This window comes from Microbacterium sp., assembly GCF_047606385.1.
In the GTDB taxonomy this organism is placed as follows: Bacteria; Actinomycetota; Actinomycetes; order Actinomycetales; family Microbacteriaceae; genus Microbacterium.
On sequence record NZ_JASGEL010000087.1, the window covers coordinates 1 to 16,161 of the forward strand.

General features: G+C 72.1%; 15 protein-coding genes. 12 read left to right on the forward strand and 3 right to left on the reverse strand.

What is annotated here, in order from left to right:
• The 8 genes from QM626_RS08035 to QM626_RS08070 all read left to right on the forward strand — a co-directional run.
• Window positions 1–949: lyase family protein (locus QM626_RS08035; protein ID WP_415075802.1), on the forward strand; the 949-nt coding region annotated here is incomplete at its 5' end.
• Between the two features lie 5 nt (window positions 950–954).
• Window positions 955–1,734, forward strand: a complete 780-nt coding sequence (locus QM626_RS08040) for an alpha/beta fold hydrolase (protein WP_415075804.1) — start codon at window positions 955–957, stop codon at window positions 1,732–1,734.
• Window positions 1,731–2,135 (forward strand): 4-carboxymuconolactone decarboxylase, encoded by a 405-nt coding sequence (pcaC, locus tag QM626_RS08045; RefSeq protein WP_415075806.1) that lies wholly within the window; start codon window positions 1,731–1,733, stop codon window positions 2,133–2,135. Before QM626_RS08040 ends, pcaC begins: the two co-directional genes overlap by 4 nt.
• Window positions 2,136–2,165: 30 nt before the next feature.
• On the forward strand, window positions 2,166–3,161 hold the full coding sequence (locus QM626_RS08050; protein WP_415075808.1) for an acyl-CoA thioesterase: 996 nt from the start codon (window positions 2,166–2,168) through the stop codon (window positions 3,159–3,161).
• Between the two features lie 80 nt (window positions 3,162–3,241).
• Entirely contained in the window at window positions 3,242–3,994 is a 753-nt protein-coding gene (locus tag QM626_RS08055; RefSeq protein WP_415075810.1) for a 3-oxoacid CoA-transferase subunit A, read from the forward strand.
• Window positions 3,991–4,644: a 3-oxoacid CoA-transferase subunit B gene (locus QM626_RS08060; RefSeq protein ID WP_415075812.1), complete on the forward strand. Its 654-nt coding sequence runs from the start codon at window positions 3,991–3,993 to the stop codon at window positions 4,642–4,644. The genes QM626_RS08055 and QM626_RS08060 overlap by 4 nt, the downstream gene beginning before the upstream one ends.
• Window positions 4,645–4,647: 3 nt before the next feature.
• Window positions 4,648–5,823 (forward strand): thiolase family protein, encoded by a 1,176-nt coding sequence (locus QM626_RS08065; RefSeq protein ID WP_415075814.1) that lies wholly within the window; start codon window positions 4,648–4,650, stop codon window positions 5,821–5,823.
• 135 nt (window positions 5,824–5,958) lie between these two features.
• Window positions 5,959–6,777, forward strand: coding sequence for an IclR family transcriptional regulator C-terminal domain-containing protein (locus QM626_RS08070; protein WP_415075816.1), 819 nt, complete (start codon window positions 5,959–5,961; stop codon window positions 6,775–6,777).
• Between the two features lie 39 nt (window positions 6,778–6,816).
• Here QM626_RS08070 and xylB read toward each other — a convergent pair whose 3' ends face one another.
• Together xylB and xylA are read right to left on the reverse strand one after the other, a co-directional pair.
• A complete protein-coding gene (gene xylB / locus QM626_RS08075) occupies window positions 6,817–8,121 on the reverse strand; it encodes a xylulokinase (protein ID WP_415075819.1) in 1,305 nt (434 codons plus the stop codon).
• A 250-nt stretch (window positions 8,122–8,371) separates the two neighbouring features.
• The gene (gene xylA / locus QM626_RS08080; RefSeq protein ID WP_415075821.1) at window positions 8,372–9,559 is read right to left on the reverse strand and encodes a xylose isomerase; all 1,188 of its coding nucleotides are present in this window, start codon (window positions 9,557–9,559) and stop codon (window positions 8,372–8,374) included.
• 32 nt (window positions 9,560–9,591) lie between these two features.
• On the opposite strand from xylA, the gene QM626_RS08085 reads away from it, so the two are divergent.
• From QM626_RS08085 to QM626_RS08095, 3 genes are all read left to right on the forward strand, one after another.
• Entirely contained in the window at window positions 9,592–10,773 is a 1,182-nt protein-coding gene (locus QM626_RS08085) for an ROK family protein (RefSeq protein WP_415075823.1), read from the forward strand.
• Window positions 10,774–10,896: 123 nt separating this feature from the next.
• Window positions 10,897–12,201 (forward strand): DUF6379 domain-containing protein, encoded by a 1,305-nt coding sequence (locus QM626_RS08090; RefSeq protein ID WP_415075825.1) that lies wholly within the window; start codon window positions 10,897–10,899, stop codon window positions 12,199–12,201.
• A gap of 18 nt (window positions 12,202–12,219) precedes the next feature.
• Window positions 12,220–13,695, forward strand: coding sequence for a DUF6379 domain-containing protein (locus QM626_RS08095; protein WP_415075827.1), 1,476 nt, complete (start codon window positions 12,220–12,222; stop codon window positions 13,693–13,695).
• 6 nt (window positions 13,696–13,701) lie between these two features.
• Here QM626_RS08095 and QM626_RS08100 read toward each other — a convergent pair whose 3' ends face one another.
• Window positions 13,702–14,634: a LysR family transcriptional regulator gene (locus QM626_RS08100; protein ID WP_415075831.1), complete on the reverse strand. Its 933-nt coding sequence runs from the start codon at window positions 14,632–14,634 to the stop codon at window positions 13,702–13,704.
• Window positions 14,635–14,890: 256 nt separating this feature from the next.
• Between QM626_RS08100 and QM626_RS08105 the strand changes: the two genes are divergently transcribed.
• On the forward strand, window positions 14,891–16,126 hold the full coding sequence (locus QM626_RS08105) for an ABC transporter substrate-binding protein (protein WP_415075829.1): 1,236 nt from the start codon (window positions 14,891–14,893) through the stop codon (window positions 16,124–16,126).
• The last annotated feature ends 35 nt before the right edge of the window (window positions 16,127–16,161 follow it).

Genomic DNA, 16,161 nt, shown 5'->3' on the forward strand with positions numbered 1-16,161 from the left:
GGGATGGCTGCGCGGCGTCACGCGCGCCCGGGTGCGGCTGGCCGAGGCCGTCGTGGCGCTGCCCGCCCAGCTGGCCGGCGCCGGGGGCACCCTCGCCTCGTTCGTCCAGATCGGCGGCGCGGACGCCGCGGCCGCCCTGCCCGGCGCGTATGCTGCCGAACTGGGCCTGGCCGCACCCGCGGCACCCTGGCACGTCACCCGCTGGCCCGTGACCGAGCTCGGCGACGCGCTCGCGCAGGCCGTCGACGCCGTCGGCAAGATCGCCGCCGATGTGGCCACGCTCAGCCGCACCGAGATCGGCGAGCTGGCCGAGGGCGCCGGCGGAGGCTCCAGCGCCATGCCGCAGAAGCAGAACCCGGCCGCCTCCGTGCTCGTGCGCTCGGCCGCGCTGCGCGCGCCGCAGCTGGCCGCGACGCTCCATCTCGCGTCGGCGTTCGCGGTCGACGAGCGTCCCGACGGGGCCTGGCACGCCGAATGGCCGACGCTGCGTGAACTGCTGCGGCTCGCGCTCGGCGCGACCGGGACCGCCGCCCGCCTGGTGGAGGGTCTGCGCGTCGACGAGCAGGCCGTGGTCCGCGACCTCGTCCTGACCGACGGGCTGCTGCTGGCCGAGCGCCTCTCGATCGTGCTGACGCCGGTGCTCGGCGCCGACGAGGTGACCCGCATCGTGGCGGCGGCCGGCACCGGCGGCGATCTGCCGGCGCTCGTGCGCGAGGCGCTGGAGGCGGCGATCGATCGCGCGCCGGGGGCGCCGCATCCCGCCGACGACGTCGAGGCGTTGCTCGACCCGGCGAACTACACCGGCTTGGCGAGTCTTCTCGTCGATCGCGCGGTCTCCGATGCGCCGTCGGACGCGGAGCACGAGCTCGGCGCCGATGTCGGGATCCAGGCTGAGTCGCCCGTCATCGCACCCCCGACCCCCGAGACACCCGCTCAGCCCGAGATCTGACACCGATGACCGTTCCCGCCCTCCGCTTCACCGATCCCGCCGGTCCCGACGGCGCGCCGCTGCTCGTGCTCGGGCCCTCGCTGGGCACCAGCACGATCCTGTGGGAGAACACGCTGCCGGTCCTGTGTGAGCGCTACCGCGTGACCGCCTGGGATCTGCCCGGGCACGGCGACTCGCCCGCCGCGACCGAGCCGTTCACGGTCGGGGAGCTGGCCGACGCGGTCGCCACCGGGGCTCGAGAGCTCGGCGGGGACGGCATCCGCTACGCCGGCGTCTCGCTGGGCGGCGCGACCGGACTGGAGCTGCTGCTGCGCCATCCGGGGCTCGTGGCCGAGGCCGCGATCGTCGCGTCGGGGGCGCAGCTGGGAGACCCGGACTCGTGGCACGAGCGTGCAGCGAAGGTGCGGGCGCAGTCGACCTCGTCGCTGATCGTGCAGTCCGGTCAGCGATGGTTCGCGCCCGACTCGATCGCGCGGGAGCCCGTGCTGGCGGGGCGGCTGTTCCACGCGCTGCAGGATGCCGACGACGAGTCGTACGCGCTGTGCTGCGAGGCGCTCGCCGCCTATGACGTGCGCGACCGGCTCGCGGAGATCGCCGCGCCCGTGGTCGCGGTCTGGGGAGAGCACGACCAGGTGGTGCCCGAGGGGAAGGCCGCCGAGATCGCCGCCGGCGTCGTGGACGGTCGTGCCGTGCGCATCGCGGACGCCGCGCACCTGCCGCCCGCCGAGCAGCCCGTCGCCGTCACCGCCGCACTGATCGCCTTCTTCGAGGGGAGCGCACGATGAGCCGTCCCGACGGCGTCGGCCTGACCGACGAGGAGCGCTACGACCGGGGCATGGTCGTGCGCCGTGCCGTGCTCAGCGACGCGCACGTGGACCGGTCGATCGCGAACACGACCCCGCAGACCGCCGGCTTCCAGGACTTCATCACCCGTTACGCCTGGGGCGAGGTGTGGTCGCGTCCCGGCCTCGAGCGCCGGGAGCGGTCGATCGCCGTGCTCACCGCGATGATCGCGCTCGGCCATCACGAGGAGTTCGTGATGCACGTGCACGCCGCGCTGCGCAACGGCCTGACCGCCGCCGAGATCGAAGAGGTGATCCTGCAGTCCGCGATCTACTGCGGCGTGCCGGCGGCCAACACGGCGTTCCGTCTGGCGGCGCCGATCCTGGCGGGCGAGACCGGCTAGCCTGCACCGGCGAGCCGCTACGCTGACCGCGTGACGACCACGACGATCGCCGGCCGCGACGACCGCATCACGCTCCGGTTCATGACGACCCCCGCCGACACGGCGGCGAGCGGCACGACCGTGGCCGCCGGCAGCGTGATGGAGTGGATCGACAAGGCCGGCTACGCCTGCGCCGTCGGCTGGGCCGGCACCTATTGCGTCACCGCCTATGTCGGCAACGTCCGGCATCGTCGTCCGGTCCCTCCGGGCAGCATCGTCGAGGTGCAGGCGCGCATCGTCCACACCGGTCGCACCAGCATGCACGTGGTGGTGACGGTCTCCTCGGCCGAGGTGGAGTCGCGGGCGTACACCCCCGCGACCACGTGCATCCTCGTCTTCGTGGCCAAGGATGCCGACGGCCGGCCGACCGTGGTGCCGGCGTGGGAGCCGCGCAGCCGCTCCGACCGGAAGCTCGCGGCGGCGGCGCTGGACCGCATCCCGTCGCGCACCCGGATCAAGCGTCTCATGCTCGACGAGGAATATGACGAGGCGACCGCCGCGCCGCGCGTGACGCTGCGCTTCCTCGTGCCGCCCGGCGTCGTGAACTGGGGCGGGAAGGCGCACGGCGGCACGGTCATGCGGTGGATCGACGAGGCCGCCTATGCGGTGGCAGCGGCCTGGGCGCGCGACGGCGAGCAGGCGAGCTCGGCGGTCGCCGTGTACTCCGGCGGCATCCACTTCTTCGCGCCGGTGCGCATCGGCGACCTCGTCGAGGTGGACGCGCGGATCATCTACACGAGCGCGCACAGCATGCACATCAGCATCCACGTGCGCACGGCCGATCCGCGGACCCCGCACGAGATGACGCTGACGACCCAGTGCATGACGGTGTTCGTCGTGCCCGGCCCCGACGGGGTCGCGAGGCCCGTGCCGGAGTGGACCCCCGAGCTGCCGGGCGACGCGCGGCTGCACGCCCACGCGCGCGAGATCATCGCGCTGCGCGAGCAGATCGTGCCCATCTCGGCATCGCTGACGCTGGAGCCCTGAGCGGTTGCCGGGCGAGGGAGCCCGCGCTAGAGTGTTCTTATCGCGAACGCACGTTCGCACAGCGAACACCAGGAGGATGGATGATCGACAAGACCGTCCCGGATGTGGAGGCGGCCGTCGCGGGCATCCCCGACGGCGCGACCGTCATGATCGGCGGCTTCGGTCGTGCCGGTCAGCCGGTCGAGCTCATCGACGCCCTCATCGCGCACGGCGCGAAGGACCTCACGATCGTCAATAACAACGCCGGCAACGGCGACGTCGGCCTCGCGGCGCTGCTCGCGACCCGGCGCGTGCGCAAGATCATCTGCTCCTTCCCGCGGCAGAGCGACTCATGGGTCTTCGACGGGCTGTACCGCGCCGGCGAGATCGAGCTCGAGATCGTGCCGCAGGGCAACCTGGCCGAGCGCATCCGCGCCGCCGGTGCCGGCATCGGTGCCTTCTTCTCGCCCACCGGCGTCGGCACGGAGCTGGCCGAGGGCAAGGAGGCGCGCGAGATCGGGGGTCGCTGGTACGTGCTGGAGTACCCGATCTTCGCCGACTTCGCGCTGATCAGCGCGCGCGCCGCCGACCGCTGGGGCAACCTCGTCTACCGCGAGACGGCCCGGAACTTCGGCCCGATCATGGCGACCGCGGCCACCACGACGGTCGTGCAGGTCGACGAGGTCGTGCCGCTGGGCTCGATCGATCCCGAGACCGTCGTCACCCCCGGGCTGTTCGTCGACCGTGTGGTCGCGGTCGGCGAGCGGGCCTGGCTGCGCGGCGGCGAGTTCGTCGGCGGGGTCGACCTGGAGGGCAGGCCCCTGGACGCCGAGCCCGAGGAGGCCGCACGATGACCACCCGCATCTCCCGCAACGACCTCGCGGCCCGCATCGCCGCCGACATCCCCGAGGGCTCGTATGTGAACCTCGGCATCGGCGCCCCGACGCTGGTCGCCAACTTCCTGCCGGAAGGCGACGAGATCATCCTCCACACCGAGAACGGGCTGCTGGGCATGGGTCCCGCCCCCGAGCCCGGGCAGGTCGACCCCGACCTCATCAACGCCGGCAAGCAGGCGGTCACAGCCCTCGCCGGCGCCGCCTACTTCCATCACGCCGACTCCTTCGCCATGATGCGCGGCGGCCACCTCGACGTCTGCGTGCTGGGCGCGTTCCAGGTCTCGCAGACCGGAGACCTGGCGAACTGGTCGACGGGGGCGCCCGGTGCGATCCCGGCGGTCGGCGGCGCCATGGACCTCGCCATCGGCGCGAAGGACGTCTACGTCTTCACCGACCTGCTCACCAAGGACGGCTCGTCCAAGCTCGTCGCGTCCTGCACGTATCCGCTCACCGGCGTGGGGTGCGTCTCGCGCGTCTACACCGACCATGCCGTCTTCGACGTGACCGAAGCCGGGTTCGCCGTGCGCGAGGCGTTCGGCGACAACACCATCGACGAGCTGCGCGAGCTGACCGGGCTGGACCTGGTCGACGCGACCGGAGGGAACTGACCCATGACCGCATCCTTCGTCTACGACGCCGTCCGCACGCCGTTCGGACGTGCCGCCGGCGCCCTGTCGGGCGTGCGGCCCGACGACCTCGCCGCCGTCGTCATGAAGGCGATCGTGGAGCGCACCGGCCTCGACCCCGCCGCCATCTCCGACGTGATCTTCGGCGACGCGAACCAGGCCGGCGAGGACAACCGCGACGTCGCACGCTTCGGCGCGCTGTTGGCGGGCTTCCCCACCACCGTGACCGGCGTGACCGTCAACCGCCTGTGCTCGTCGTCGTTGGAGGCGTCGATCCAGGCCGCGCGCGCGGTCGAGACCGGCGATGCCGACCTCGTGCTCGCCGGCGGCGTGGAGTCGATGAGCCGCGCCCCGTTCATCGTGGAGAAGTCGCCGCGGCCATGGCCGGCGGTGGGCAACCAGACGCTGTGGAACACGGCGATCGGCTGGCGCATGACCAACAAGGCGCTGCCGAAGCACTGGACGATCAGCAACGGCGAGTCGGCGGAGAAGATCGCGCGGGAGTTCGGCATCGGCCGTGAGGCGCAGGACGAGTTCGCGGTGCGCTCGCACCGGCTGGCCGCCGCGGCGTGGGCCGCGGGGGTCTACGACCCCGAGATCGTGCAGGTGCCCGGCGCCGAGCTCGCCCGCGACGAGGGCATCCGCGACGACACCTCGGTGGAGAGGCTCGCCGGGCTGAAGGCGCTGTTCGCGGCCGACGGCAGCGGAACGGTGACCGCCGGTAACTCGTCGCCGATCAACGACGGCGCCTCGGCGCTGCTGATCGGGTCCGAGGGTGCGCTGGACGCCGAGCCGCTCGCCCGCATCGCGGGTCGGGCCGCGCACGGCGTCGACCCGGACTACTTCCCGATCGCGCCGATCGAGGCCGCGAACAAGGCCCTCGCCAAGGCCGGCAGGACCTGGGCGGACGTCGACGTCGTCGAGCTGAACGAGGCGTTCGCGTCGCAGTCGCTCGCGTGCATCGCCGGGTGGCCCGACCTCGACCCGGAGAAGGTCAACGTGCACGGCGGGGCGCTCGCGATCGGGCACCCCCTGGGAGCCTCCGGCGGCCGCATCCTGGGCCACGCGGCGCACGAGCTCAAGCGTCGCGGCGGTGGCGTCGCCGTCGCCGCGATCTGCATCGGGGTCGGCCAGGGCCTCGCCGTCGTCCTCGAGCGCTGAACGCACCGGCAGCCGTCGGCGACCTGCGCTCGTGTCCCACTTCCGCGCGGTTGATGTCCCACTTCGGTGCGGAATATCACCCTGATACCGCGCCGAAGTGGGACATGCCGGGTGGGGAGGAACTGTGAGGGGACGATGACCGAGACGACGGATGCCGCGGGCGGAGGGGTCGGTGCTGCGGGCACGGATGCGGGGGGCACCGGCGAGTTCGTGCAGTCGCTCGCCCGGGGGCTCGCCGTCATCCGCGCGTTCGACGCCGAGCATCCCGAGCTGAGCCTCAGCGACGTCGCCCGCCGCGCCGAGCTCACCCGCGCCGCCGCGCGGCGGTTCCTGCACACGCTGACGGCGCTCGGCTACGTGCGCACCGACGGCCGGCTGTTCGCCCTCACCCCGCGCGTGCTCGAGCTCGGCTTCAGCTACCTCTCCTCGCTGTCGCTGCCGGAGATCGTGCAGCCCCATCTCGAGCGGCTCTCGCGCGAGGTCGACGAGTCGGTGTCGGCGGCCGTGCTCGACGGCGCCGACATCGTCTACATCGCGCGGGTGCCCACCCGCCGCATCATGAGCGTGCGCATCACGATCGGCACCCGGTTCCCGGCGTACGCGACGAGCATGGGCCGCGTGCTGCTGGCCGGGCTCGCGGATGCCGAGCGGGACGAGGTGCTCGCCGCGTCCGCCCGGGCGCATCTCACCGGCCGCACCCTGACCGAGCCGGCCCGGCTGCGCGCCGAGCTCGACCGCGTGCGCGCGCAGGGGTGGGCACTGGTCGACGGCGAGCTCGAGGCGGGATTGCGCTCGGTCGCGGCACCGCTGCGCGGTCGTGACGGCGAGGTGGTCGCCGCCGTCAACGTGTCCACGAGCGCGAGCCGCGACACGGTCGAGCGGCTGACCGAGGTGCATCTTCCCGCGCTGCTGCGCCAGGCCGCCGCGATCGAGGCGGAGCTGCGCCTGCGCTGAGAGTCGCGGTCGGACCCCCGGCGTCCGGTCCGGTGACAGTCAGCGAGCGAGCAGGGATGCCGCCTGGCGGGCGGCGCCGAGCGCGACGTACTCGCCCGGGGCCGGGACCTCGACGGGCAGCCCCAGCACGGCGGGGGCGATGCGCCGCACCGCCTCGGACTGCGCCCCGCCGCCGATCAGCAGTGCGCGCCGCAGCGGCACGTCGAGCCCGCGCAGCGCGTCGAGCCCGGCGCCCAGGCCCGACAGCATCCCCTCGACGGCGGCGCGCGCGAGGTTCTCGCGGGTCGTGTTCGCCAGCGTCATCCCGGCGAGCGACGCCGTCGCCTCGGGCAGGTTCGGGGTGCGCTCGCCCTCGAAGTAGGGGAGGAGTGCGAGCCCGCCCGCACCGGGTGCCGCGTCGAGCGCCAGCCGGCTGAGCTCGTCGTGGTCCACGGCGAGCAGGCGGGCGACGGCGTCGAGCACCCGAGCGGCGTTGAGGGTGACCACGATCGGCAGGAACCGGCCGTCGGCGTCGGCGAAGCCCGCGACGGTGCCGGTCTCGTCGATGGTGCGCTCGGCGGCGACCGCGAACACGGTGCCGCTCGTGCCGATCGAGACCACGACGTCGCCGGGCCCGGCTCCGACGCCGAGCGCGGCGGCCGCGTTGTCGCCGGCGCCGGCGCCGACGAGGCAACCGGCGCCGTCGAGGACCGACGCGTGCGGGCCGAGCACGCGCGGCAGGATCGCGTCGTGTCCGAGGGCCGCGGCCAGCAGCTCACGGTCGTAGTCCCCGGTGTCCGGCCGCCAGTACCCGGTGCCGGAGGCGTCGGAGCGATCGGTCACGAGCTCGTCGAGCACCGGTCCCCGGACCGACTCACCGGCCGGGCCGAAGCCCCGCAGTCGCCAGGTGAGCCAGTCGTGCGGCAGCGCGACCGCGGCGACGCGGGCGGCGGCGTCCGGTTCGTGGTCCCGCAGCCAGCGCAGCTTCGTGAGGGTGAACGACGCGACGGGCACGAGCCCGGTGCGCTCGGCGAGCGCGCGGGCGCCGAACTCGGCGACGAGGTCGCAAGCGGCGCCCGCCGAGCGGGTGTCGTTCCAGAGCAGGGCGGGGCGGATCACGTGGCCCTCGGCATCCAGCGCGACCATGCCGTGCTGCTGACCGCCGATCGCCCACGCCGCCACGTCGGCGACGCCGCCGGCGTCCTCGATCGCCCGGTTCAGCGCGCGCCACCACGCCGCGGGGTCGACCTCGGTGCCGTCCGGGTGCGGCGCACGCCCCTGCCGCACGACCGCACCGGACGCCGGGTCGACGATGACGACCTTGCACGACTGCGTCGACGAGTCGACACCCATCACGAGCACCATGGCGCCCTCCTCATCTCACTGTCCCGACCTCCGCTCTCGCTGTTCCGACCTCCGCCCGGCCTCGTCCCGACCTCCGCCCGGCCTTGAGGATGTCCCACTTTGGCGCGGAATAGGGTGCTTTTTCCGCGCCAAAGTGGGACATCTATCGCGCGCAACTGGGACATGCGCAAGTGGGACATGCGCAACGGGGACATGCGCAACGGGGACAGGGATGTCGGGCAGCCGGCGGCGGGACGTGCGCCGGTGGGGCTCACCGCGCTCCGAGCAGGTGCTCGGTCGCGAGCTGCTGCAGGCGCACGAAGCCGAAGCCGTGGCCGCCGAAGTAGGCCGAGGCGTCGAAGTCCTCGAACGCCGAGCGGTCGGCGATCAGGTCCTCGTACGACTCGTCGGCGGCCAGCGTGGGCTGCGCCAGCTCGGGCACGCGCGCGGCCGCCAGGGCTTCCTGCACCTCCGGATCGGCGCGGAACGCGGCCGCCCGCTCCTTGAGCAGCAGGTACGTGCGCATGTTCGCGGCGGCGGAGTCCCACACGCCGGTCTCGTCCTCGGTGCGGCTCGGCTTGTAGTCGAAATGCCGGGGGCCGTCGTAGGCGGGACCGCCGGCCGGGCCGCCGTTCTCGAGCAGGTCGACGAGGGCGAACGCGTTGTGCAGGTCGCCGTGGCCGAACACGAGGTCCTGGTCGTACTTGATGCCGCGCTGGCCGTTGAGGTCGATGTGGAAGAGCTTGCCGTGATACAGCGCCTGGGCGATGCCGGCGGCGAAGTTCAGCCCGGCCATCTGCTCGTGGCCGACCTCCGGGTTCAGGCCGACCAGCTCGGGGTGCTCGAGCGACTCGATGAACGCGAGGGCGTGGCCGACCGTGGGCAGCAGGATGTCGCCGCGGGGCTCGTTCGGCTTGGGCTCGATCGCGAAGCGGATGTCGTAGCCCTTGTCGATCACGTACTGGCCGAGCAGGTTCACCGCCTCTCGATAGCGCTCCAGCGCCTGGCGCACGTCCTTCGCGGCGTCGTACTCGGCCCCCTCGCGGCCGCCCCACATGACGAACGTCTGCGCACCCAGCTCGGCGGCGAGGTCGAGGTTGCGCAGCACCTTGCGCAGCGCGAACCGGCGCACGGCACGGTCGTTCGAGGTGAAGCCGCCGTCCTTGAACACGGGGGCGGAGAAGAGGTTCGTGGTGACCATCGGGGTCTTCAGCCCGGTCGCGTCGAGGGCACCCGTGAGCCGGTCGATCTGCGCCTGACGCTCGGCGTCCGTGGAGCCGAACGCGAACAGGTCGTCGTCGTGGAACGTGAGCCCGTAGGCGCCGAGCTCGGCCAGCTTCTCGACGACGTGGACGACGTCGAGGGCGGGGCGGGTGGGGCCGCCGAAGGGATCGGTGCCGTTGTAGCCGACGGTCCAGAGGCCGAACGTGAACTTGTCGGCAAGAGTGGGGGCGGGCATGTCGCTCCTTCGCGCGGTCCTATATGTTGTTAATGACAACATACTACGATGGCAGCGTGAGCGCGAGCGTCAGTCCGAGCGGAGTCCGGCAGCAGAACCTGGCGCGCATCCTGGAGCTGATCCACCGCGAGGGCCCGCTGCCGCGTGCCGCCCTCACCGAGCGCACCGGACTGAACCGGTCCACGATCGCGGACCTGGTCGCCGAGCTCGAGCAGCACGGGCTCGCGAGCCAGGCCGGCCCCGATCCGTCGCGCCGGGTCGGGCGCCCCTCTCCGGTCGTGCACGCCGCGGCGGATGTCGTGGCGATCGCGGCGAACCCCGAGGTCGACGCCCTCACGATGGCAGCGGTCGGGCTGGACCGCCGGGTGCGCGTGCGCGCCCGCATCCCGTTCGACGTCCCGCCGGCGCCGGAGCAGGTGGCCGTATCGCTGGCGGCGCAGGTGGCGAGCTGGCTCGGGGAGGGGCTCGCCGCCGCGCGCATCGTCGGGGTCGGCCTGGCCGTGCCCGGGCTGGTGCGCGGGGAGGACGGACTCGTGCGGGACGCCCCCCACCTCGGCTGGCGGGACGCGCCGCTGCGTGAGATCGTGCGGGCCCGGGTCGGCCTGCCGGTCGTCGTCGGCAACGACGCGTCGCTCGGCGCGCGTGCCGAGCACCTGTTCGGCGCCGCACGTGACGCGGACGACGTCGTCTACCTCAACGGCGGCGCGAGCGGCATCGGCGGCGGTCTGATCGTCGCCGGACGCGCCGTCGGCGGCGCGAGCGGCTATGCCGGGGAGTTCGGACAGAACCGCCCGGGCATCGGACGCGCCGACGACCGGCGCGTCCCCGACGGCGTGCTCGAGGACGAGGTCGACCGGGACCGGCTCCTCGCCGCCGCGGGGCTGTCGGCCACCGACGATGCGACGCTCGCCGAGGCGCTGCGCCGGGTCGGCACCGCCACCGCAGAGATCGACCGCCAGCGGCGCATCCTCGCGACGGCGCTGGCGAACGCGGTCAATGTGCTCAATCCCTCGGTCATCGTGCTCGGGGGGTTCCTCGCGATGCTCGCCGAGCGCGATCTGCCCGGCTTCGTGGCGGACGTGCGCGCGCAGGCGATGCCGGCGTGCGGCGAGCTGCTCGAGGTCCGCCCGGCGCAGCTCGCCGACGACCGGCTGCTGATCGGTGCCGCGGAGCTCGCGTTCGAGGCGCTGCTGGCTGCGCCGACGGCGTCCTGACACGGTGCCTCGGGAACCGATGGGGCTGGAATCCGCACACTTCTGTCATATTCAGGCATAAGTGTGTACACTCGAGGCGTCCAATGTCGTACACGGCCGGTCGTGCCGTAGGAAGGAGCATCGGTGCTTCTCGAGAGGGACCTCATCCAGTCCGTCGGCTTCCGTAACGTGCGGGACGGCGACCGGGTCACCGGCTTCCAGCTGCGGTTGCGCATGCCGTCCTACCGCGGCATGGCCGCCTCGCTCATCGACGGCGTCGCCGTCCGGGTCGGCGACCTCGTCGACGTCGGACCCGAGGTGCCGTTATGGACCCTGCAGGGGAAGACCTACACGCTGCAGGAGCTGTGGGACTCCGACGGCGTCCGCTGGCCGTTGGAGGACGCGGCCGTCGTGACGGTGCCGTTCGAGGGCGGCCTGCCGGACGGCGTGCACGAGGTGTCGATCGAGCTGCGACTGCGGATGTCGTACATCCCCGAGGAGCACCAGCCCTCGACCTATCGCGTGAGGCGGCACGTCACCCTCGCGCCGGAGGCGAGCGGCGGCCCCTTCGCGTACGGCGTCTCGTTGTACAGCTTCATGACCGACTACGGCACCGTCATGGACCTCGAGACAGCTCTCGCCGCCGTCGCCGACGTGGGCGCCACCGGCGTCGAGATCCTCGGCGAGGGACACATCGCCGGCTACCCGGAACCGACGACCGCCTGGATCGACCGGTGGTTCGAGCTGCTCGCGCAGTACCGGCTGGAGCCGACCAACTACGGCTCGTGGATCGACACGAGGCTGCACTCCAGCGGCATCCACGCCCGCGACCTCACCGCCGCGGAGGGAGCCGCGATCCTGCAGCGCGACCTCCGGCTCGCGAAGCGACTCGGCTTCCGGTTCGTGCGTCCGAAGATCGGTGTCGTCTCGGACGACCTCATCCCGCATCCGATCTGGACCGAGTCGGTCGAGCGCTCCCTCGAGCTCGCCGCCGACCTCGACATGGTCATCTGCCCCGAGATCCACTCGCCGACCCCGATCAAGCACGAGGTCGTCGACGACTACATCGGTCTCATCGAGCGCACCGGCACGAAGCACTTCGGGCTGCTGCTGGACACCGGCATCTTCCAGGACCGGCCCATCCCGCTGGCACCGGGCGAGCTGCCCGGGCAGCGTCCCGCGTTCATGGACGGCATCGCCGTGGACCCCGCCGACATCGCCGACATCGCGAAGCACGTCGTGTTCATCCAGGCGAAGTTCCACGACATCGACGAGCACCTCGTGGATCAGCAGATCCCGTGGCGGCCGGTGCTGCAGGCGTTGAAGGACGCCGGCTACACCGGGTACCTCTCCAGCGAATACGAGGGGGAGCGCGAGCCGTGGCGCTCGATCGAACAGGTGCGCCGCCAGCACTCCCTCATCCGGTCCATCGCCGCCGACCTCGACTGACACCCCAGGAGACCTCCCATGCCCAACGGACTCATCCACGACGACAGCCTCCGCGTGCACCCCGACGGGGCCGCGATCGCGCTGACCATCCCCTGGTACCGCAGCCTGTGGCTCTCGTCGGTGACGACGCTGCGCCTGTGGATCGACGGCGAGGAGGTGCTGCAGGACGATCTCGTGTTCGAGCTCGACGGCGTCCGCTTCGCGCTCGCCGACCTGCCCGCCCAGAGCGACACGCTCTGGTATCTGCAGCAGCACCCCCTGCTGGTCGTGCGGCGCGACGCGCCGGTGACCCTCGGCGAGGAGCACGACGTCGAGATCCACGGCGAGCTGCGGCTGCCGTACATGCAGATCGCGCCGGGCCAGGACGGCGGGCCCGGCGTCTACGTGCCGAACGTCGTGCACCAGCGGCTCCGGCTGACGGCGACGGATGGCGCCGCTCCCGCACCGGCGATGACGGCGGACGTCACGCCGCCGCCGCCCGCCACCGAGGCGGACCCGTTCCAGCTCGGGCTCACCCTGTACTCGGCCAGCGCGGAGTTCCGCGCCGGCTGGTTCGACTTCGACGGGCTGCTCGATCGCGTGGCCGAGCTCGGCATCGGCCCGGGCATCGAGATCGTCGCCTCGCAGGTGGTGCCGACCTACCCGGTCGTCTCGGACGACTTCGTCCGCACCTGGCGCGCCGCGTTCGACAAGCACGGCTTCGACGAGAGCTCGTTCGGGGCGAACCTCGACATGGGCAAGCGCCGCGATCGCGACATGACCGCCGACGAGGAGTTCGCCTTCAGCGAGCTGATGTTCCAGGGGGCGAAGAAGCTCGGCTTCCCGCTGGTGCGCATCCAGTCGGCCAAGCCCGAGCTGCTGCGCCGGCTCCTCCCGGTCGCCGAGAAGCTCGACCTCAGGCTCGCCTACGAGATCCACGCGCCGATGGGGCCGAACCACGAGGCGATCCTGAAGGTGCGCGAGACCTACGCCGAGCTCGACTCCCCGCTGCTGGGGTTCGTGGCCGACTTCTCGTCGACGATGCACGCGATGTCGCCGACCCTGCTGCGCGCCGTGCAGCGCGCCGGGCTCGACGACGACGCGCTCGTCCGGCTCCAGGAGATCTGGGCGACGGACGCCTCGATGCAGGAGCGGCAGCAGGAGTTCATCGGCTATCTGAAGGGCAGGGACTTCGATCCCGGTCGCCTGGGCTCGTTCGCGCACCTCGCGTTCAACATGCACGGCCACGTCGACCCGCGCGAGTGGGCCGACATCATGCCGCAGATCCTGCACGTGCACGCCAAGTTCTACGACATCGACGAGAACGGGCAGGAGCCCGCGATCGACTACCCGGAGCTCGTGCGCGTGTTCGTCGAGGGCGGCTACCGCGGCTACTGGTCGAGCGAATGGGAGGGCCACGCGTTCGCCGAGCTCGGCGAGGTCGACCCGCTGCTGCTCGTGCGCCGACAGCACGACCTCATCCGCTCCGCGATGCGGATGGTCCCGCAGCCCTGAGACGTGTCAGGCGGTGAGCGCCTCGGCGGCGACGAGGGTCCCCGCCTCGACGAACAGGTCGCGCATCCACGCGTGCTCCGGGTCGCGCTCGTGGATCGGATGCCACCACAGCGCGTTCGAGATCGGCGTCGCGTCGAACGGCAACGGCAGGGCGCGCACGCCCTCGCGGTCCACCCGCGGCAGCAGGGCGCGCTGGATCAGCGCGACCCGGTCGGTGCCCGCGACGAATGCGGGCAGCGCCAGGAAGCTCTCGACGACGACCTCGACCCGCGGCTCGATCCCCAGCTGCTGGATCTGACGTCCCGCCGACGTGAACGCCGAGCGGGTCTGGTAGGTCATGACGAACGGCAGCGCGGCGAGATCCGCCATCGTCAGGGTCGCGCCCACGGCGTTGTCGTCGGAGACGAGCGCGACCCAGTCGTCGCGCCACAGGTCGACGAAGGGCAGATCGGCCATCGGCCCATGCGGGATGAGCATCGCGTCCGCGCTCCGCAGTCGCGTGGCCGCGTCGTCGACGACGCTCGGGCTGTGCAGCATGAAGCGGAAGCGCACGCCGGGAGCACGCTCCGCGGCGAGGCGGGTGACCACGCGGCCGACCGTCACGGCGCCGTAGTCGGAGCCGTAGATCGAGAACTCGCGGGTCGAGTCCGCCGGCGACCAGCTCGCCTGCGTCTCGAAGACGCGTCGGGCCCCCTCCAGCGCCGGACCGGTCTGCTCGCTGAGCCGGAGCGCGAACGGCGTCAGCTCGTAGGCGTTGCCGCGGCGCGCGAGGATCGGGTCGTTGAAGTGGGCGCGCAGGCGCGCGAGCGAGGCGCTCAGCGCCGGCTGGCTGAGGTGCAGTCGGTCGGCCGCGCGGGTCACGCTACGCTCGGTCAGCAGCGCGTCGAGGGCGACGAGCAGGTTCAGGTCCAGCCGGGACAGGCGGCTGTAGTCGGTCACCACGGTGTGATCCTCCAGGACGGGTCCCCCGATCGTATCGGTGTCGTCTATACCCGGGCCATAGCGCTATCCGGATGACAGATATCGCCGAGGGATGTGGCCACTTATGCCGGATATCGATAAAACTTATGTGCAAATCGAGCACATGTCGGCGATACTGGTCGGACAGCAGGCGGCCCGATGACGGGCGCCGACAACGAAGTCAGAAAGGCTGGACATGTCACAGCATCACCGTGCGCGGGCACTCCGTATCGGAATGTTCGCAGCGCCCCTCGCGGTAGGCGCACTCGTCCTCGCCGGTTGCTCCGGCGGCACGTCCTCCGCCAGCGGCGACGGTACCTCCTTCTCCCTGTCCTACGCCGTCTCCAACGACTCGACGAACGCATACAAGGTGCTCGCCGAGAAGTACATGGAGGAGAACCCGGACGTCACGATCACTCTCAACGAGATCCCGCTCGACTCCTACGGCCAGACCCTCACGACCCAGCTGAACGCCGGCAACGCGTCCGACGTGTTCCAGGCCGCGCCGGGCACCGGCCAGACCTACAGCATCCTCACGCTCGCCGACAGCGGCCTCATCGCCCCCCTCGACGACGCGGCCACCGCCGTCATCCCCTCCGGGTCGGACGCGCAGTTCGTCGTCGACGGCTCGACCTACGGCGTCGCGCTCGGCGTGAGCTACGTCGGCACCGTGCTGAACCAGACCGTGGCGGATGCCGACGGCTTCACGTATCCCACGACCTGGAGCGACCTGCTCTCCTCGTGCAGCTCGGTCAGCTCGTCGGGCAAGTCGGTCTTCGCCCTCGCCGGCGCGGCCGCTCCGAACACCGGTCTGATGGCTCTCGTGCTCTCGGCGACCCGCGTGTACGCGGACGACCCGAGCTGGAACGAGGAGCGCGCCGACGGCACGGTCACCTTCGCCGACTCGCAAGGCTGGAAGGACACGCTGCAGGCCGTCATCGACATGAACAGCGCGGGCTGCTTCCAGGACGGCGTGGCCGGCGGCGGCTTCGACGCGATCACCAACGGCCTCGTGCAGGGCACCTCGTACTCGGCCTTCGTGCCCGGCGGCTCGGCGCACGACCTCAGCCAGGCGGCTCCGGACGACACGTTCACCATCCAGTCCATCCCCGCCGAGGACGGCGGCACCTCGTACGGCATCTCGGGCGCCGACTACGCGCTGTCGTTGTCGTCCAGCTCGAAGAACACCGCGGCGGCGACCGCGTTCCTCGACTGGGCGGCGACCGAAGAGGGGCAGCAGGTGTTCGCGGACGCACAGGGCTCGGTGCCGGTCGGCTCCGATCTGTCGACCACGATCTACGCGGCGGTCGCCGACCAGATCGACGACGGCGACGTCGTCCCGCTGCCGAACTCCAGCTGGCCCAACTCGTCGGTGTACGACGCGCTGGGTGCGGGCGTGCAGGGGCTGCTGACGGGTCAGATGACGATCGATCAGGTGCTGGCCTCGATGGACACGGCCTGGAACGGTTGACCCGGAGCGTCGCCCCGGCCCGCGTGCCGGGGCGA

Excerpts from the sequence above, each read along its gene's own strand:
- xylA (WP_415075821.1), bottom strand. The coding sequence starts at position 9,559 with ATGCCCGCCCCCACTCTTGCCGACAAGTTCACGTTCGGCCTCTGGACC.
- QM626_RS08040 (WP_415075804.1), top strand. The coding sequence starts at position 955 with ATGACCGTTCCCGCCCTCCGCTTCACCGATCCCGCCGGTCCCGACGGC.
- QM626_RS08055 (WP_415075810.1), top strand. The coding sequence starts at position 3,242 with ATGATCGACAAGACCGTCCCGGATGTGGAGGCGGCCGTCGCGGGCATC.
- QM626_RS08095 (WP_415075827.1), top strand. The coding sequence starts at position 12,220 with ATGCCCAACGGACTCATCCACGACGACAGCCTCCGCGTGCACCCCGAC.
- xylB (WP_415075819.1), bottom strand. The coding sequence starts at position 8,121 with ATGGTGCTCGTGATGGGTGTCGACTCGTCGACGCAGTCGTGCAAGGTC.
- QM626_RS08070 (WP_415075816.1), top strand. The coding sequence starts at position 5,959 with ATGACCGAGACGACGGATGCCGCGGGCGGAGGGGTCGGTGCTGCGGGC.
- pcaC (WP_415075806.1), top strand. The coding sequence starts at position 1,731 with ATGAGCCGTCCCGACGGCGTCGGCCTGACCGACGAGGAGCGCTACGAC.
- QM626_RS08065 (WP_415075814.1), top strand. The coding sequence starts at position 4,648 with ATGACCGCATCCTTCGTCTACGACGCCGTCCGCACGCCGTTCGGACGT.
- QM626_RS08105 (WP_415075829.1), top strand. The coding sequence starts at position 14,891 with ATGTTCGCAGCGCCCCTCGCGGTAGGCGCACTCGTCCTCGCCGGTTGC.
- QM626_RS08060 (WP_415075812.1), top strand. The coding sequence starts at position 3,991 with ATGACCACCCGCATCTCCCGCAACGACCTCGCGGCCCGCATCGCCGCC.
- QM626_RS08085 (WP_415075823.1), top strand. The coding sequence starts at position 9,592 with ATGACAACATACTACGATGGCAGCGTGAGCGCGAGCGTCAGTCCGAGC.